Source organism: Streptomyces sp. NPDC051173, assembly GCF_040689515.1.
Lineage (GTDB): Bacteria > Actinomycetota > Actinomycetes > Streptomycetales > Streptomycetaceae > Streptomyces.
On sequence record NZ_JBFBBD010000056.1, the window covers coordinates 19,737 to 34,904 of the forward strand.

General features: G+C 70.0%; 20 protein-coding genes. 12 read left to right on the forward strand and 8 right to left on the reverse strand.

Annotated features, from left to right (window positions below; genetic code table 11):
• Nucleotides 1-234 precede the first annotated feature (234 nt).
• A complete protein-coding gene (locus AB0435_RS24900) occupies nucleotides 235-1,209 on the reverse strand; it encodes a tetratricopeptide repeat protein (RefSeq protein ID WP_366003796.1) in 975 nt (324 codons plus the stop codon).
• A 222-nt stretch (nucleotides 1,210-1,431) separates the two neighbouring features.
• On the opposite strand from AB0435_RS24900, the gene AB0435_RS24905 reads away from it, so the two are divergent.
• Nucleotides 1,432-2,052, forward strand: coding sequence for a TetR/AcrR family transcriptional regulator (locus AB0435_RS24905; protein ID WP_366003797.1), 621 nt, complete (start codon nucleotides 1,432-1,434; stop codon nucleotides 2,050-2,052).
• 274 nt (nucleotides 2,053-2,326) lie between these two features.
• Here AB0435_RS24905 and AB0435_RS24910 read toward each other — a convergent pair whose 3' ends face one another.
• From AB0435_RS24910 to AB0435_RS24930, 5 genes are all read right to left on the reverse strand, one after another.
• Nucleotides 2,327-4,027: a methylmalonyl-CoA mutase family protein gene (locus AB0435_RS24910; protein WP_366427988.1), complete on the reverse strand. Its 1,701-nt coding sequence runs from the start codon at nucleotides 4,025-4,027 to the stop codon at nucleotides 2,327-2,329.
• Between the two features lie 118 nt (nucleotides 4,028-4,145).
• Complete coding sequence (locus AB0435_RS24915) at nucleotides 4,146-4,472, reverse strand: DUF3817 domain-containing protein (RefSeq protein ID WP_366003799.1); 327 nt, start codon at nucleotides 4,470-4,472, stop codon at nucleotides 4,146-4,148.
• 64 nt (nucleotides 4,473-4,536) lie between these two features.
• Nucleotides 4,537-5,082 (reverse strand): MarR family transcriptional regulator, encoded by a 546-nt coding sequence (locus AB0435_RS24920; RefSeq protein WP_366003800.1) that lies wholly within the window; start codon nucleotides 5,080-5,082, stop codon nucleotides 4,537-4,539.
• Nucleotides 5,083-5,186: 104 nt separating this feature from the next.
• Entirely contained in the window at nucleotides 5,187-5,531 is a 345-nt protein-coding gene (locus AB0435_RS24925; RefSeq protein ID WP_366003801.1) for a hypothetical protein, read from the reverse strand.
• Between the two features lie 19 nt (nucleotides 5,532-5,550).
• Entirely contained in the window at nucleotides 5,551-6,777 is a 1,227-nt protein-coding gene (locus tag AB0435_RS24930) for an MFS transporter (RefSeq protein ID WP_366427989.1), read from the reverse strand.
• Nucleotides 6,778-6,926: 149 nt separating this feature from the next.
• Here AB0435_RS24930 and AB0435_RS24935 point away from each other — a divergent pair, with 149 nt between their 5' ends.
• The 7 genes from AB0435_RS24935 to AB0435_RS24965 all read left to right on the forward strand — a co-directional run bounded on the left by AB0435_RS24935 (nucleotide 6,927) and on the right by AB0435_RS24965 (nucleotide 11,584).
• Nucleotides 6,927-8,372, forward strand: coding sequence for an amino acid permease (locus AB0435_RS24935; RefSeq protein ID WP_366427990.1), 1,446 nt, complete (start codon nucleotides 6,927-6,929; stop codon nucleotides 8,370-8,372).
• Nucleotides 8,373-8,573: 201 nt separating this feature from the next.
• Nucleotides 8,574-9,092 carry a hypothetical protein gene (locus AB0435_RS24940; protein WP_366427991.1) on the forward strand — a complete coding sequence of 173 codons (519 nt, stop codon included), beginning with the start codon at nucleotides 8,574-8,576 and terminating at the stop codon, nucleotides 9,090-9,092.
• A 32-nt stretch (nucleotides 9,093-9,124) separates the two neighbouring features.
• Nucleotides 9,125-9,859: a hypothetical protein gene (locus tag AB0435_RS24945; RefSeq protein ID WP_366007352.1), complete on the forward strand. Its 735-nt coding sequence runs from the start codon at nucleotides 9,125-9,127 to the stop codon at nucleotides 9,857-9,859.
• 140 nt (nucleotides 9,860-9,999) lie between these two features.
• Entirely contained in the window at nucleotides 10,000-10,278 is a 279-nt protein-coding gene (locus tag AB0435_RS24950; protein WP_366007351.1) for a hypothetical protein, read from the forward strand.
• Nucleotides 10,275-10,739 (forward strand): PIN domain-containing protein, encoded by a 465-nt coding sequence (locus AB0435_RS24955; RefSeq protein ID WP_366007350.1) that lies wholly within the window; start codon nucleotides 10,275-10,277, stop codon nucleotides 10,737-10,739. The genes AB0435_RS24950 and AB0435_RS24955 overlap by 4 nt, the downstream gene beginning before the upstream one ends.
• The gene (locus tag AB0435_RS24960) at nucleotides 10,736-10,858 is read left to right on the forward strand and encodes a hypothetical protein (RefSeq protein WP_366427992.1); all 123 of its coding nucleotides are present in this window, start codon (nucleotides 10,736-10,738) and stop codon (nucleotides 10,856-10,858) included. Before AB0435_RS24955 ends, AB0435_RS24960 begins: the two co-directional genes overlap by 4 nt.
• A gap of 39 nt (nucleotides 10,859-10,897) precedes the next feature.
• Entirely contained in the window at nucleotides 10,898-11,584 is a 687-nt protein-coding gene (locus tag AB0435_RS24965; RefSeq protein WP_366007348.1) for an HDIG domain-containing metalloprotein, read from the forward strand.
• A gap of 58 nt (nucleotides 11,585-11,642) precedes the next feature.
• Here AB0435_RS24965 and AB0435_RS24970 read toward each other — a convergent pair whose 3' ends face one another.
• Together AB0435_RS24970 and AB0435_RS24975 are read right to left on the reverse strand one after the other, a co-directional pair.
• Complete coding sequence (locus AB0435_RS24970) at nucleotides 11,643-11,939, reverse strand: MTH1187 family thiamine-binding protein (RefSeq protein ID WP_366427993.1); 297 nt, start codon at nucleotides 11,937-11,939, stop codon at nucleotides 11,643-11,645.
• Nucleotides 11,936-12,280, reverse strand: a complete 345-nt coding sequence (locus AB0435_RS24975; protein WP_366007345.1) for a DUF3817 domain-containing protein — start codon at nucleotides 12,278-12,280, stop codon at nucleotides 11,936-11,938. Before AB0435_RS24975 ends, AB0435_RS24970 begins: the two co-directional genes overlap by 4 nt.
• A 165-nt stretch (nucleotides 12,281-12,445) precedes the next feature.
• Between AB0435_RS24975 and AB0435_RS24980 the strand changes: the two genes are divergently transcribed.
• From AB0435_RS24980 to AB0435_RS24995, 4 genes are all read left to right on the forward strand, one after another.
• A complete protein-coding gene (locus tag AB0435_RS24980) occupies nucleotides 12,446-13,084 on the forward strand; it encodes an AIM24 family protein (RefSeq protein WP_366007344.1) in 639 nt (212 codons plus the stop codon).
• Entirely contained in the window at nucleotides 13,084-13,734 is a 651-nt protein-coding gene (locus tag AB0435_RS24985) for an AIM24 family protein (RefSeq protein WP_366427994.1), read from the forward strand. Before AB0435_RS24980 ends, AB0435_RS24985 begins: the two co-directional genes overlap by 1 nt.
• Nucleotides 13,731-14,495, forward strand: a complete 765-nt coding sequence (locus AB0435_RS24990; RefSeq protein WP_366427995.1) for an AIM24 family protein — start codon at nucleotides 13,731-13,733, stop codon at nucleotides 14,493-14,495. Before AB0435_RS24985 ends, AB0435_RS24990 begins: the two co-directional genes overlap by 4 nt.
• 99 nt (nucleotides 14,496-14,594) lie before the next feature.
• Nucleotides 14,595-15,071, forward strand: a complete 477-nt coding sequence (locus AB0435_RS24995) for a MarR family transcriptional regulator (protein WP_366007357.1) — start codon at nucleotides 14,595-14,597, stop codon at nucleotides 15,069-15,071.
• The last annotated feature ends 97 nt before the right edge of the window (nucleotides 15,072-15,168 follow it).

Sequence of the window (15,168 nt, forward strand, 5' to 3'; positions counted from 1 at the left end):
GGCACAAGAGGTTCATTACTAGCGAGTAACGGGCCGATAACCAAGGGAGGTCCACACCGCGTCGACCCGTGCCGGGAGGGTGCCGCACCGTGTGCGGAAGGAACGGGAGCCATACGAAAAAACCCGGGCGAATGCCCGGGTTTTTCTTACTCGCAGTAACGACCCCCGCAATTACCAAGTTTTGGCAAAGCGCGGTAGCCCGTGCCGTCTGTGGCACAGGGGAAGGAGGTTCCGTCAGAACAGTGCGCGCGACAGTGCCGTACGCGCGGCACCCACCCGCGGATCGTCCGCCCCGATCACCTCGAAGAGCTCCAGCAGCCGCACGCGCGCGGCGTCGCGGTCCTCGCCGGCGGTCCGCTTGATCACGTCGATCAGCCGGCCGAACGCGTCCTCCACATGCCCGCCGACCAGATCGAGGTCGGCCGCGGCGATCTGCGCCCGCACGTCCGCGGGCCCCTCGGCGGCGGCCTTGCGGACCTGCTGGGGGTCCATGCCCTGGACGCGCTGGAGCAGTTCGGCCTGCGCGAGGCCCAGCTTGGCCTCGGCGTTGCCCGGGTCATCGGACAGCACGTTCTTGTACGCCCGCACGGCGCCGCCCAGGTCTCCCGCGTCCAGCGCGTCGTGGGCCAGGCCCAGGGCGCTGTCGTGCGGGCCCGCGGGGACCGCCGGAGCGGCCGCGGCCGCATCGGCGGCCGCACCCGGCTCGACCGGGGCGCCGACGATCCCGAAGCGCTCCTCGGACACCTGGATGAGCTGGTTCAGCACCTCGCGGATCTGCGCCTCGGGCGCGGCACCCTGGAAGAGCGGCAGGGCCTGCCCGGCCACCACGGCGAAGACCGCGGGGATGGACTGGACGCCGAACTGCTGGAAGAGGAGCTGGTTGGCCTCGACGTCGACCTTGGCGAGCACGAACCGGCCGGCGTACTCCGCGGCCAGCCGCTCCAGCAGCGGGCCGAGCTGCTTGCACGGCTCGCACCAGTCGGCCCAGAAGTCGATGACGACGGGCACCTCGGCGGAGCGCTGGAGTACCTCCGCCTCGAATCCGGCCTCGTCGACGTCGAAGACCAGGCGCTGGGCGCCGGCGGCGGGCGTACCGCCGTGACGGGCGGCCTCGGCACGGGCCTGCTCCGCCTTCTGCTTGGCTTCCCCGGCGGCCTTCACCGCGGCGAGGTCGACCACTCCACTCATGGACATGTTCCGTGGCTGCATGGGCCTATCCTCCCCCCTCGGCGCGGCGATCGGAAAAGCGCGCCGTCGCACGGCGCTCGTAGCGTCTTCTCGGCACCGGGTCCCCACCCGGCGCCTGTGGTTGTCGCTCTTTCGCTACGAGTCGTAGCGTAACTGGAAGCCGGTCCCTCGCAACGGGGGAGCCCCAGGTCTTTACGTGATCTGGCTCATACCGGCTTGGCTACTCGACGGTAAGGTCGCGGCATGACTTCCGCCCGCGCCCGTACGGGCCGTCCCCGCAGCGCCGAGGCCGACCGGGCGATACTCGACGCGACGCGCGCCGCCCTGGTCGAACTCGGCTGGGGCAAGCTGACCATGGGCGACGTCGCGGCCCGCGCGGGGGTCGCCAAGACCACCCTCTACCGCCGCTGGGCGGGCAAGAGCGAGCTGGTCGTGGACGCGGTGGCGGCGCTCTTCGACGAGCACCTGGAGCTGCCCGACCTCGGCAGCCTGGCGGCCGACATCGAGGGCGTGGTGCTGCGGTTCGCCGCGCTGCTGGAGCGGCCGGAGACGAAGACGGCGCTGATGGCCGTGGTCGCCGAGTCCACGCGGGACGACGCGCTGCGCGCGCGGATCCGCTGCGCGATCGTGGACCGCCAGAAGCGGCTGGTCCTGCTCGGCCGGGAACGGGCGCAGGAGCGCGGGGAACTGCCGCTGGAGGAGGACCCCGTGGCGGCCGCGCGCAACGCGGACCTGATCTTCGACGTGATCGCGGGGGCGGTCGTCCACCGGGCGCTGGTCAGCGCGGAGCCGGTGGACGGCGAATGGGCGTACGGCTTCACGGCCTTGCTGCTCGGCGGCTTGGCGGCGGCGGCCGCGCGCTGACCGGTTGCCTGAACCTGCGGGCCGTACCGTTCCCGCACCACCGCTGCGCGGCGGCGTCCTCAATCGCCGGACGGGCTGGATGGTGCGGACCGTAGCCCGCATACCCAGCCCGTTGGGGGCACCTCCCAGCGGTAGCTGGGGGAGTTTGAGGACAGCGCGCGAAGCGTGCTTCGGGGGTCTGGGGGCCTGCCCCCTCACGCGGCGGAGCCGCAGATCGGACACAGCCGGGAAGGGGCGGGTAGGGGAAAAAGCCCGCCGCAGGCGCTACCGCCCCCTAGAACCCCGCCGGCTCCGTATACGTGCCCCATTCCTCCCGCAGGACGTCGCAGATCTCACCCAGCGTCGCCTCGGCCCGCACAGCGGAAAGCATCGGCTCGATCATGTTCGCCCCGGACCGCGCAGCATCCAGCATCGCCGCCAACGACGACCGCACCTGCCCCTCGGACCGCCCGGCCTTACGGCCGGCAAGCGCCCGCACCTGCTCCCGCTCCACCTCGTGGCTGACGCGCAGGATCTCCAGGTCGCCGGTCACGGAGCCGCGGTGGCAGTTGACGCCCACGACCCGCTTGTCGCCCTTCTCCAGGGCCTGCTGGTAGCGGAAGGCGCTCTCGGCGATCTCGCCGGTGAACCAGCCGTCCTCGATGCCGCGCAGGATGCCGGAGGTCATGGGCCCTATCGGGTGCGCGCCGTTCGGCACGGCCCGTGCGCCGCGCTCCTTGATCTGGTCGAAGATCTTCTCGGCGTCGGCCTCGATGCGGTCGGTGAGCTGCTCCACGTACCACGAACCGCCCAGCGGGTCCGCGACGTTGACGATGCCGGTCTCCTCCATCAGCACCTGCTGGGTGCGCAGCGCGATCTCCGCGGCCTGCTCGCTGGGGAGGGCGAGGGTCTCGTCGAGGGCGTTGGTGTGCAGCGAGTTGGTGCCGCCGAGCACGGCGGAGAGGGCCTCGACGGCGGTGCGGACGACGTTGTTGTACGGCTGCTGGGCGGTGAGCGAGACGCCGGCCGTCTGGGTGTGGAAGCGCAGCCACTGCGCCTTGTCGGTCTTCGCGCCGTAGGTGTCGCGCATCCAGCGCGCCCAGATGCGGCGGGCGGCGCGGAACTTGGCGATCTCCTCGAAGAAGTCGAGGTGCGCGTCGAAGAAGAAGGAGAGGCCGGGGGCGAAGGTGTCGACGTCGAGGCCCCGGCTCAGGCCCAGCTCGACGTAGCCGAAGCCGTCGGCGAGGGTGTACGCCAGCTCCTGCGCGGCCGTCGCGCCCGCCTCGCGGATGTGGTAGCCGGAGACGGAGAGCGGTTTGTAGGCGGGGATGGAGCGGGTGCAGTGCTCCATGAGATCCCCTATGAGCCGCAGGTGGGGCTCCGGCGGGAAGAGCCACTCCTTTTGCGCGATGTACTCCTTGAAGATGTCCGTCTGGAGCGTGCCGTTGAGGACGGCCGGGTCGATGCCCTGCCGCTCGGCTGCCACGAGGTACATGCAGAAGACGGGCACGGCGGGCCCGCTGATCGTCATCGAGGTGGTGACGTCGCCCAGCGGGATGTCCTTGAAGAGGACCTCCATGTCGGCGGCGGAGTCGATGGCGACGCCGCAGTGCCCGACCTCGCCGAGGGAGCGCGGGTCGTCGGAGTCGCGGCCCATGAGCGTCGGCATGTCGAAGGCGACGGAGAGCCCGCCGCCGCCGGCGGCGAGGATCATCTTGTACCGCTCGTTGGTCTGCTCGGCGTTGCCGAAGCCGGCGAACTGGCGGATGGTCCAGGTCCGGCCGCGGTAGCCCGTGGGGTGCAGGCCGCGGGTGAAGGGATACTCCCCCGGCCAGCCGATCCGCTCGAAGCCCTCGTAGGCGTCGCCGGGGCGGGGGCCGTAGACGGGCTCGACCGGATCGCCGGAGAGCGTGGTGAAGTCCGCGTCCCGCTTGCGGGCCTTGTCGTACCGCGCCTGCCAGCGGCCGCGTCCTGCCTCGATCGCCTCTGCGTCCATCTGTTCCGAACCGCCTCTCCGCGCCCCGCGAATTTACTAGGACGTCCTAGTAAATGGTCGCGCAAGAAAGCCCCGAACACAAGGGTGTCCGGGGCTGTACGGCGTGGCGCGCCGAGGATCAGGCCGTGGCGGCCGCCTCCGCGACGAGCGGCTCGATGTCGCGCGTGGCCTTGCGCTCGACGAAGAACGCGGCCGTCGGGATGGTGCCGGCGACGAGCACCCACACCAGCCTGCCGAACGGCCACTTGGCCTTGGAGGCCATGTCGAAGGCGAAGACCAGGTAGAGGACGTAGAGCCAGCCGTGCGCGATGGCGATGACGCGGACCGGACCCGAGACGTTCATGTCCAGCCCGTACTTGGCGATCACGCCGATCGTCAGCAGGATCAGCAGCACACCCGTGATGTACGCCAGGACGCGGTAGCGGGTCAGCACGCTTTGTTTCATGCCCACGAGCGTAACCGCCCGATCCGGGGCGATCTTCGCCACCCCCGGCGCGCGCCGGAAGGTGTCACCCGTCCGTGAGATCGTCCGTCCGGTCCTCGGGGGCGCCCTCCGCGAAGTCCTCCGCCGCGACCCGCAGCGGGCGCAGCATCTCGAAGATCGCGCCGCACTCGTCCGCCTCGTACGCCCCGAGCCCGAAGTCCATCGCCATCAGGTCGCGGGTGGCGTCCTCGACGACCTGCCGCCCCTTCTCGGTGATCGAGGCGAGCGTGCCGCGCCCGTCGTTGGGGTTGGGCCGCTTGGCGACGAGGCCGGAGACCACCAGCCGGTCGACGGTGTTGGTCACCGAGGTCGGGTGCACCATCAGGCGCTCGCCGATCTTGGACATCGGCAGCTCGCCGGCCCGGCTGAAGGTGAGCAGCACCAGCGCCTCGTAGCGCGCGAAGGTCAGCCCGTACGGCTTGACGACCGCGTCGACCTGGCCGAGCAGGATCTGGTGCGCGCGCATGATCGAGGTGATCGCCGCCATGGACGGCACGGACCCCCAGCGCCGCTTCCAGAGCTCGTCGGCTCGGGCGATGGGATCGAAGGAGAGGCTGAGCGGCTTCGGCACGCGTCGAGCCTACCTTCAGGTCACATCGTGGTCACCGCCATCTCACGCTCCGGACGCGACTCCGCCGGGCTCCTCGTCCTTCAGCGCGTCCTTCGCCGCGTCCTTCATTCGTCCTTCGCCGCGTCCTTCATTTCTTCCTTCACATCGCGCACGAGTTGCAGGGCCTCCGCCAGGCCCAGTCCGGGCCGGGCCTGGCGCACCGCCTTGACGGCGTGCACCTCGTGGGTGCGGGGGTCGATGCCCGCCTCGGTGAGGATGCCGCGCGTCCACTCCGCCCGCACCTCGCGCTCGGGCCGCTCCGCGTACCTGGCGATCAGCCCGGCCGCCAGCTCCAGACCCGGCCGCTGCTCGTCGGTCGCGCCGGCCAGCGCCTCGCGCACGGCCTCGGCGATCGCCTGCGAGTCACGCAGCACGAACACCTGCGGGCTCCGCTTGCCTCCACCGAACATGAGCAACTCCCCCTGAAGATCACTTGCTGTGGAGGGAGCGTACGACACCGCGGATCACCGCTCCCACCGCGACCGTACCCAGCACGCCGGTCCCGGCCACCACCTCGTGCACCGGCACGAATTCGGCGGCCGCGCCGGCGAGCGCCATGCCCAGGCCCTGGAGCGTCATCGTCCCCGCCGTCTGCACGGTCATCGCGCGGCCGCGCAGCTCTTCCGGCACGGCGGCGACGAACCACTGGTCAAGACCCAGCGTGTACGCCATCCCCATGCCCGCCAGGGCGACGGCGGGCAGCGCGAGCCCGAGCGGGGGCCGCGTCGCGTACACGAGGAAGGGGAGCAGCAGCACGGCGGCCACCGGCAGCACGAGGCGTTCCCGGCCGCGCGGCCCGAGCAGCGAGCCCGCGAGCACCTCGCCGACGATCGTCCCCACCGGCATCCCGCACAGCAGCAGCCCCAGGCCGACCGGTCCGGCTCCCGTGCGGTCGGCGTACGGAGCTGCCAGCGCCTCGGGGGCCACCAGGAAGAACGGCGGTATCCAGGACAACAGGAGCAACGCCCGTATGCGGCGCTGCCCGAAGAGCTCCCGCAGCCCGGACACCGAGGCCGCCAGCAGCGCGCCGGCCCGCCGCGTACGCCCCGGCCGGCGCCGGGTGCCCAGGCGCAGCAGCAGGGCGGAGGCGAGGAATCCGGCGACGGAGGCGAGCAGGGCGGCGCGCGGTGACACGACGGTGAGCAGCAGCCCGCCCACGCCGAATCCCGCGAGCTGCGCCCCTTGCGACACCAGCCGGATCAACGACCGCCCCAGGACGAAGAGATCGCCCGTGCCGAGGATCTCCCCCAGCGTCGCCGCCCGCGTCCCGGAGAACACGGGCCCGACCGCGGCGTTCAGGCACCGCAGCACGAGCAGCCCCGCGACGGGTGTGGCGGGCAGGGCCATGGCGGCGGCGCCGGTCGCGCAGAGGAGATCGCAGACGACGAGGACACGCCGCGCGGGGTACCGGTCGGCGACCCCCGACAGCAGCGTCCCGCCCACGAGATACGGCAGGAAGCCGAGCGCGAAGGTCAGCGAGGTCATGAGCGGCGACCCCGTCAGGCGGTAGACGAGCACGGACAGCGCGATCTCCCCGACGACGATCCCGAGCAGCGACAGCAGATGCGCCGCGAAGACGACCCGGAACTCCCGCACGCCGAACACGGCTCGATAGCCGCGCGAGGCGGCGCTGACACTCTGCGAAGTGGTGGCCATGGCGCCAGCGTGGCGACGGGGGCGACCGGGGCCCAGAGTTTCGGCCGGAGACGAAGGCGCGGGCTCCGCCGGACCGAAAGCGACTTGTCGCCGCCCGTATCGCTATCTAGGGTCGCGAGCCCAAGATCCGTACGAGAAGGGTTCCGTGGATGCAGCCACCGACAACGGGCGAAACCACAGCGAAAGCCGCGGGCGGCCAGGCGGAGGATTCGCCGGAGGGCTACCAGCGCGGTCTGGGGTCCCGGCAGATCCAGATGATCGCCATCGGCGGCACGATCGGGACCGGCCTCTTCCTCGGCGCCGGGACCGCGATATCCCAGGCCGGGCCCAGCCTCATCATCTGGTACGCCATCGCCGGCGTCGTGCTCCTCTTCGTCATGCGCGCGCTCGGCGAACTGCTCACCCACAAGCCCGTGGCGGGCAGTTTCGCCGAATACGCGCGGGAGTTCCTCGGGCCTTTCTGGGGATACGCCACCGCGTGGACCTACTGGATCATGTGGGTCACGACCGGCATGGCCGAGATCACCGCCGCCGGGCAGTACGTGAAGTACTGGTTCCCCGGGATCGAGCAATGGCAGACGGCCCTGGTGTCCCTCGTCGTCCTGCTCGCCGTGAACCTCATCTCGGTGAAGGCGTTCGGTGAGCTGGAATTCTGGTTCGCCCTCGTCAAGGTCGTCGCGATCGTCGGCATGATCCTGATCGGGATCGGGGTGCTCGTCATCGGATTCGGCGACGTCGGGAAAACCGCCTCGGTGACCCACCTCTGGCAGGACGGCGGCATCGCTCCCCATGGCGTGCACAACTCCCTGATGACGCTCCAGATCGTCCTGTTCGCCTATCTCGGTGTGGAACTCGTCGGCGTCACCGCGGGCGAGGCGGAGAACCCCCGGAAGAACATCCCGCGGGCCATCAACAGCCTTCCGCTGCGCTTCGGCCTCTTCTACATCGGCACCCTGCTCGTGATCCTCTCCGTGGTGAGCTGGACCGAATTCCACCCCGGCGTCAGCCCGTTCGTCGCCGCCTTCGCCAAGATCGGAATTCCGGCGGCCGCGGGCATCGTCAATTTCATCGTGCTCACCGCGGCCCTCTCCTCGTGCAACGCGGGCGGCCTCTACTCGACGGCACGCATGCTGCGTACGGCCTCGGTCAACGGCCACGCGCCCAAGGCACTGTCCAGGCTGACGGGGCGCGGCGTCCCGGCACCGGCGCTGGCGGTCTCGGCGGTGACCATGGGAGCGGGCGTGCTCATCAACGCGCTCGACCCCGACCACGCGTTCACCTACATCACTTCGGTTTCCACGGGCGGCGCGATTCTCGTCTGGAGCGTCATTCTGGTGACACACATGCGCTATCGACGCGCCGTCGCCGCGGGCCGCGCGGAACCGTCGCCCTACCGCATGCCGGGCGCTCCCTATACGAATTGGCTCGCGCTCGCCTTCTTCGCCCTCGTGACCGTGCTCATCGCGTGGAGTTCCGACAGCCGGGTCGCGCTGTATGTGATGGGCGTGTGGGTGGTGCTGCTGGCTCTCGGCTGGCTGATGCTGCGGAAGAGGGGCGCGCGGGGCGCGGCTTCTCAGGGGAACGCGGTCTCCTGAGCGCGCCGGGCCGCGAATTCTCGATCATGGATCGGAATTCCCGGCCCGACCGCCGGGCCGACCCTCGGGCAAAGGGATCGTCAAGGCCGACATAGGATGATCGGGAAATTTTGCATTTCCCTGAGGGCCGCGCTCTGCCGGAAGCGAACCCCCCGGCGGGGCGCGCCGCGTCCGGCGCGACGACCGGAAAGGCAGCTCCCCATGCCGTACCGCATGCGCTTCGGCGCCGACGACCTGCTGCGCTGCCGCTTCGCCATCTCCCCGCTGTGGGAGACGCACCAGGCCGTCTACACGCTGCTGAGCCCGGAGCGGCAGGGCTACCACCTGCCGTGGCTACGGCGCTGCCGCGAGGCCGCCGCCGGGCTCGACCTCTCTCCGATCACGCTGCTGAACCCGGTGCGGGGCTATCACCCGGACTTCCTCTGCCCGCCGCCCGAGGGCCCGTTGGCCTCCTTCGAGGAGGAACTGGCGCGCGTACGGACCACCGGCCTCGACGTCGTACGGCGCGAGCTCGCGCGAAGCCTCGCCGACACTCCGGGCGCGGCGCGGACGTCGGCGGGCCGCGTCATGCTCGCCGATCCGGGCGCGGCACTCAGGCAGTTGACCGCGCTGCTCGAACAGGCCTGGCACGCCCTCCGCCCCGACCGCGTCCTGCTCCTCCCGGACGCGGACGAGGACTTGTGGAACGACGACTACCGCGAGCTGCTCACGCTGGTCTAATGGCCGGGGGCCGGCCCGTATGCTCCGCCCTCATGAACGACGACGTACGGAACATCGTCCTGGGCCTGCTCGCGAGCGGGATCAGCGCGGCCGCCGGCTGGTTCTTCCGGGCCTTCCTGTGGCGGCGGCAACTGCGGCGCAAGCAGACGTTCTTCGGGCTGCCCGGGGGTACGGAGTGCCTGCTCGTCGTCAATCAGGATCCGACCGCGAGCAGGCACGGCGTCTCGCGCTACGACACCTTCGCGCTGCTGGAACTGTCCGCGCTGATCAAGGAGTGCGGCGCGCAGGCCGACATCGTCGTGCACGACAGCGCCCGCCAGGGTTTCGGCATACGGACGGAGTTCTGCGTGGGAGGCCCGGCATCGAACCAGCGCACGCAGGCGCACCTGCGCTCGATGCTGCCCGGGGTCGAGGTGAACGCGGACTACGAGAACACGCGCGACGGCGGGGCGTTCACCATCGGCGGCGAGACCTACCGCGTGGAGAAGGGCACCGCCGAGTACGTCCTCCTCGCCCGCCTCACCGGCCCGGGCGGCGGCCGCCCGGTCTTCCTCGCGTCGGGCCAGCGCGCGATCACCAACCAGGCCGCCATACGCTACCTGACCCGCCACCACACCGAACTGGCCCGCCGCCACGGCCTGAACGGCACGTTCTGCCTCCTGCTGAAGGTGGTCCACTCGGACGTGTACGGCCCGGACATGGTGGAGTCGGCGACCGACGTCACGACAGCGGCGACGACACCGGACGGGCAGGGTCCCGCACGCTGAGACATACGCCGATCGCCCGTCCCTCAGGAAGCACCGGCCGCACAAACGTCCACCGGCGTGCTCCTTGAGTGTCCAGCGCGGTGCGATTCGGCGGAGGCGGGCACGATGGGAGGACACATCCAGCAAGGAGAACGACCGCGATGAGCAACCCGCCCGCTGACAGCCCGCCTCCGGCCGAGCAGGAGATCACCGTCGGGGTGACGGTCACCGGCACCCGGGCCGCGCTGCTCCGCGACTTGGCCGCCGTTCTCGGACGTACGCCCGAGGCTCTGGCCATCGAATGGGCCGCCGGGACGCTGGTCATCCCGTCGGCCCCGATCGGCGAGAGCTTCGGCGAGGACTACTGGGGATTCTTCGACGGCCCGACCGACTTGGCCGCCCGCACCGACGAGTACTTGCGCGAGGGGCTCGGGCAATGAGCGCCACTTTCATGGCACCGACGATTGCCGTCGTCGATACGTGCGTACTGCTCGCCGCCTTCAACCGTAAGGACGCCGATCACGAACGCGCGGTAGGAGCACTGACCACCGCGCGCATTCTGATGGTCTCCCCCATGGTCCTGACCGAGCTTGATCATCTGCTTACCGCTCGTGTCGGCGAACGCGCCGCTGTGGAAGCGGTGACACGGCTCGGCGCACTCGCTCGGACGGGGGCGCTGCAGATCGCCGCCGTTGACGGCGCGATCCTGAGCGAGGCGGAGGCGCTCATGCGCAAATATATGGGACAGGCCCTCGGCTTGGCCGACACCATCAACGCGGCATTGGCGTGGCGGCTGCAGAGGCCGTTGATCCTTTCCACCGACCACCACTACACCGACGTGCTCACGCCCCGCACACACGGCGAGCGGCGGCTCGAGGTCGTCCCTGGCCCTGCCCGTTGACCGGCCTCGGGCCGGGCACGCCACGCGCGAGCCGTATCCCCGACCGCGTCCTGCTCCTCCCGGACGCGGACGAGGACTTGTGGAACGACGACTACCGCGAGCTGCTCACGCTCGTCTAATGGCCGGGGGCCGGCCGCCGGGCGGCGTACGCTGCCCCGGTGACCCTGCCGACGGATCGAGAAGTGCGCGCGCTGCACGAGAAGTACGCTCCCGGCCAGGAAGCCCTCGACCTCGTGTACGCGCACTGCGAGATCGTCTGCCGCGTCGCGGAGCAGCTCCTGGCCCGTGACGGCCACGGGCTCGACGCCGGACTGGTGCGCGCGGGTGCCCTGCTGCACGACATCGGGGTCTACCGGCTCTACGACGACGCCGGGCGGATCGATCACGGCAGCTACATCCGCCACGGGGTGCTCGGCCACGAGATCCTCCGCCGGGAAGGTCTTCCGGAGCGCCTGTGCCGGTTCTGTTCGTGCCATACGGGGGTCGGCCTCACCCGGCACGACGTCCGGGAGCAGGGGCTGCCCGTGCCCGTGGCCGACTATCTGGCCGAGAGCGCCGAGGAACAACTCGTGATGTACGCGGACAAGTTCCACACGAAGTCCACGCCGCCGAGGTTCCTCTCCGCCGACGACTACGCCTCGCACGTGCGGAAGTTCGGCGAGGACAAGGTCACGGCGTTCCAGGCCCTGCGCGCCCGCTTCGGCGAGCCCGATCTCGCGGCCGTCGAGGCCGGTCACGAGGACGCCGTCGCGCTCGCCCGGTACCGGGAGCGGCAGGCCACCGGCGCGGCGGTCGGCGTTCCGCACGAAGCCGTACGCCGGCGGCTCGGCCTGGAGCCTGAGTGACGACGAACGGTCCGGTTCGAAGCACGTGCTTCGAACCGGACCGTTCCGGAAAATCAGGTCACCCCTCGGAGAGGTACCGCTCCACCGTCTCCACCTTCGACGTCAAGCCGTCCGTGACGCCCGCGCGGATGTCCGCCTTCAGGACCAGGGAGACCCGGCCGCAGCGGGCCTCGACCGCCGCGACCGCGCGCTTGACCACGTCCATGACCTCGTCCCACTCGCCCTCGACGGACGTGAACATCGCGTCCGTGCGGTTGGGCAGGCCGGATTCGCGGACGACGCGGACCGCGTCCGCGACGTACTCACCGACGTCCTCGCCCGCGCCGAGCGGGGAGACGGAGAAGGCGACGATCATGCGTTGACCGTGCCTTCCTTGCGGGCGCGGGCGGCGATGACGGTCGCCTCGGCCTCGCGGCGCAGCATCCGCTCGGCGAAGAAGCCGCCGGTGGGGAGGACGGAGAGGACGAAGTAGAGGGCGGCGGTCTTGACGCTCCACTTGGTCTTGTTCCAGGCGTCGAGCCAGAAGACGAGGTAGAGGAGGAAGAGGATCGCGTGCACGACGCCCATGACCGGCACGGCGTTGAAGCTCGTGGTCCGCTTCAGGACGGAGCAGACGAGCAGCACGATGAAGGAAATGGCCTCCGGGGCGGAGACCAGGCGGAGCCGGCGCAGGGCGGTGGCGGTCTTGATGTCCACGGGGGCAACCTTCGGGTTCGGGACGTATCGGGACGACTACAGCTTGTGAGGGTATTCACAAGCGTGGCAGCCATTCTTGCAGCAGCGTTGTCGATCACCGGATCCGGGTCCGATCAGGGACCAAGGCCCTGTCGGAGCGCCACGCCGTGACGCTAGCGTCGGGGCGTGGCTCAGTTTCGGCTCCAAGGGAGCAAGGTTCTCGCTGTCGATCTCTCCGGGGATTCGGTCAAGGCCAAGAACGGCGCGATGGTCGCGTACGAGGGCGAGATGTCGTTCAAGAAGATGACCGGTGGCGGTGACGGCCTGCGCGGCATGGTCACCCGCAGGCTCACCGGCGAACAGATGGAAGTGATGGAGGTGAAAGGCCGCGGCACCTGCTATTTCGCCGACCGCGCGAGCGAGATCAACCTCGTGACGCTGCGCGGCGAGACGCTCTACGTGGAGTCGAGCAATCTGCTCTGCTCGGACGGCGGCCTCCGCACCGGCACCACGTTCACCGGCCTGCGCGGCGCGTCCCAGGGCAACGGCCTCTTCACCACGACGGTGGAGGGCACGGGCCAGGCGGCGATCATGTCCGACGGCTCGGCGGTCGTGCTGCGCGTGGCGCCGGACATGCCGCTCCAGGTCGACCCCGGCGCGTACATCGCGCACACCGGCCGGCTGAAGCAGCACTTCCAGTCGGGTGTGAACTTCCGGACCTTCATGGGCGAGGGCTCGGGCGAGGCGTTCCAGATCCGCTTCGAGGGCGACGGCCTGGTGTACGTCCAGCCCAGCGAGCGCAACACGATCGGCGGTGACCTCTGATGCCCTTCCGCCTCCTCAACTCCCGCATGGTCGAGGCCCGCGTCGTCCCCGGGCGGCGGATGTTCAGCCAGCGCGGCGCGATGCTCGCCTACAAGGGCGACGTCTCCTTCACGCCCAGCATCACCGGCGGCCAGGGCGGCGTGCTGAGCATGATCGGCCGCCGCGTCGCCAACGAGGCCACGCCGCTGATGGCCGTCGAGGGCGACGGCACGGTGATGTTCGGCCACGGCGGCCACCACGTGCACGTCATCGAGCTCAACGGCGAGACCCTCTACGTGGAGGCCGACCGCCTGCTCGCCTTCGACGGCTCCCTCCAGCAGGGCACGATGTTCATGGGCTCGCAGGGCGGCGTCATGGGCATGGTCCGCGGCCAGGTCACAGGGCAGGGGCTGTTCACCACGACGCTCAAGGGCAAGGGGGACGTCGCGGTCATGGCCCACGGCGGCTTCATCGAGCTGCCCATCGTCCCGGGCCGTCCCGTCCACGTCGACCCGCAGGCGTACGTCGCCCACCGCGGCGACGTACGCAACAAGCTGTCCACCGCCATCGGCTGGCGGGAAATGATCGGACGCGGTTCCGGGGAGGCCTTCCAGCTCGAACTCTCGGGCCAGGGCACGGTCTACGTACAGGCGTCGGAGGAGAAATTGTGAACGGCCCGGTCATCTACGACGCGCATACGCTCCCGGTCGACGACAACGTCAATCCGTACGCCTTCAGTGTGGACCTCGACGGCCAGTGGTTCCTCCAGAAGGGGAAGATGATCGCCTATTACGGGCGCATCGAATTCCACGGCATCGGCCACGGGTACCTGGACGCGCTCATCCGCTCCAGCTTCCACAGTCCGCTGCACGCCGCCGACTGGGTCGTCGCCGAGGGCCGGGGCAGGATGCTGCTCGCGGACCGCTCCTTCGACGTCAATTCCTACGACCTCGAAGACGGCAACCTCACCGTCCGCTCGGGCAATCTGCTCGCCTTCCAGCCCTCCCTCTCCCTCAAGCAGTCGATCGTTCCCGGATTCCTCACGCTGATCGGCACCGGCAAATTCGTGGCCGCCTCCAACGGCCCCGTCGTCTTCGCCGAACCCCCGATCCGCGTCGACCCCCAGGCCCTCGTCGGCTGGGCCGACTGCCCCTCGCCCTGCCACCACTACGACCACCAGTACCTGAAGGGCGTGCTCGGCGGCGTACGCGCCTGGACGGGCCTCGGCGGGACATCGGGCGAGGAGCACCAATTCGAGTTCGTCGGCGCCGGTACGGTGCTGCTCCAGTCCACAGAAAAGTTGATGGCTGAAATTCCCACCGGCGAGACCCCTGAGCAGGAGGGGGTCCCGCACGCAAGCCCGCATAATCAGCCATCTATGCCCCGCATGCCCGGTCAGCTGGGGGACCTCCAGCGCCGCTTCGGGCTGTGAGCGGTACCCTGCGGAGTGTGACGTCGAACGCTTGACCTCACGCCCGCACTCCACACTGGTTCAGTATTCAACTTTCTTAGGTAGAATTCCTCTATGTCTATGGACACCGAGAACGGCACTCGCTGGCTCAGCGAAGAGGAACAGCGCGCCTGGCGCGCCCATCTGGACGTCAGCCGGCTGCTGATGCATCAGCTGGAGAGGGATCTCCAGCCTTTCGGCCTCACCAACAACGACTACGAGATCCTTGTGAACCTCTCGGAGTCCGAGGACCACCGGATGCGGATGAGCGACCTCGCCACGGCCACGCTCCAGTCGAAGAGCAGGCTCTCCCACCAGGTCACCCGCATGGAGAACGCGGGCCTGGTCCGCCGCGAGAACTGCGAGTCCGACCGGCGCGGCCTCTACGCCGTCCTCACGGAGCAGGGCTGGGACACGATGCGACGGGTGGCGCCGCACCATGTCGCCTCCGTCCGCCAGCACTTCATCGACCTGCTCGGCGAGACGGACCTCAAGGCGCTGTACGGTTCGCTGGCGCCCGTGGCCCAGCATCTGCGCGCGACACGCGGCCGCGCCTGAACCTCCCGAAGGCGGGGCGCCGTTGCCCGGCGCCCCGCCTTCACCCGTGCGGGAGAAATCGATTCGAACCCGACGTGTTCGACGCTTGCGCGCCCTA

What these genes read in the sequence shown, in the direction of transcription:
- AB0435_RS24900 (WP_366003796.1), bottom strand. Translation starts at nt 1,209, where the DNA reads ATGCAGCCACGGAACATGTCCATGAGTGGAGTGGTCGACCTCGCCGCG.
- AB0435_RS24905 (WP_366003797.1), top strand. Translation starts at nt 1,432, where the DNA reads ATGACTTCCGCCCGCGCCCGTACGGGCCGTCCCCGCAGCGCCGAGGCC.
- AB0435_RS24910 (WP_366427988.1), bottom strand. Translation starts at nt 4,027, where the DNA reads ATGGACGCAGAGGCGATCGAGGCAGGACGCGGCCGCTGGCAGGCGCGG.
- AB0435_RS24915 (WP_366003799.1), bottom strand. Translation starts at nt 4,472, where the DNA reads ATGAAACAAAGCGTGCTGACCCGCTACCGCGTCCTGGCGTACATCACG.
- AB0435_RS24925 (WP_366003801.1), bottom strand. Translation starts at nt 5,531, where the DNA reads ATGTTCGGTGGAGGCAAGCGGAGCCCGCAGGTGTTCGTGCTGCGTGAC.
- AB0435_RS24930 (WP_366427989.1), bottom strand. Translation starts at nt 6,777, where the DNA reads ATGGCCACCACTTCGCAGAGTGTCAGCGCCGCCTCGCGCGGCTATCGA.
- AB0435_RS24935 (WP_366427990.1), top strand. Translation starts at nt 6,927, where the DNA reads ATGCAGCCACCGACAACGGGCGAAACCACAGCGAAAGCCGCGGGCGGC.
- AB0435_RS24940 (WP_366427991.1), top strand. Translation starts at nt 8,574, where the DNA reads ATGCCGTACCGCATGCGCTTCGGCGCCGACGACCTGCTGCGCTGCCGC.
- AB0435_RS24945 (WP_366007352.1), top strand. Translation starts at nt 9,125, where the DNA reads ATGAACGACGACGTACGGAACATCGTCCTGGGCCTGCTCGCGAGCGGG.
- AB0435_RS24950 (WP_366007351.1), top strand. Translation starts at nt 10,000, where the DNA reads ATGAGCAACCCGCCCGCTGACAGCCCGCCTCCGGCCGAGCAGGAGATC.
- AB0435_RS24955 (WP_366007350.1), top strand. Translation starts at nt 10,275, where the DNA reads ATGAGCGCCACTTTCATGGCACCGACGATTGCCGTCGTCGATACGTGC.
- AB0435_RS24970 (WP_366427993.1), bottom strand. Translation starts at nt 11,939, where the DNA reads ATGATCGTCGCCTTCTCCGTCTCCCCGCTCGGCGCGGGCGAGGACGTC.
- AB0435_RS24985 (WP_366427994.1), top strand. Translation starts at nt 13,084, where the DNA reads ATGCCCTTCCGCCTCCTCAACTCCCGCATGGTCGAGGCCCGCGTCGTC.
- AB0435_RS24995 (WP_366007357.1), top strand. Translation starts at nt 14,595, where the DNA reads ATGGACACCGAGAACGGCACTCGCTGGCTCAGCGAAGAGGAACAGCGC.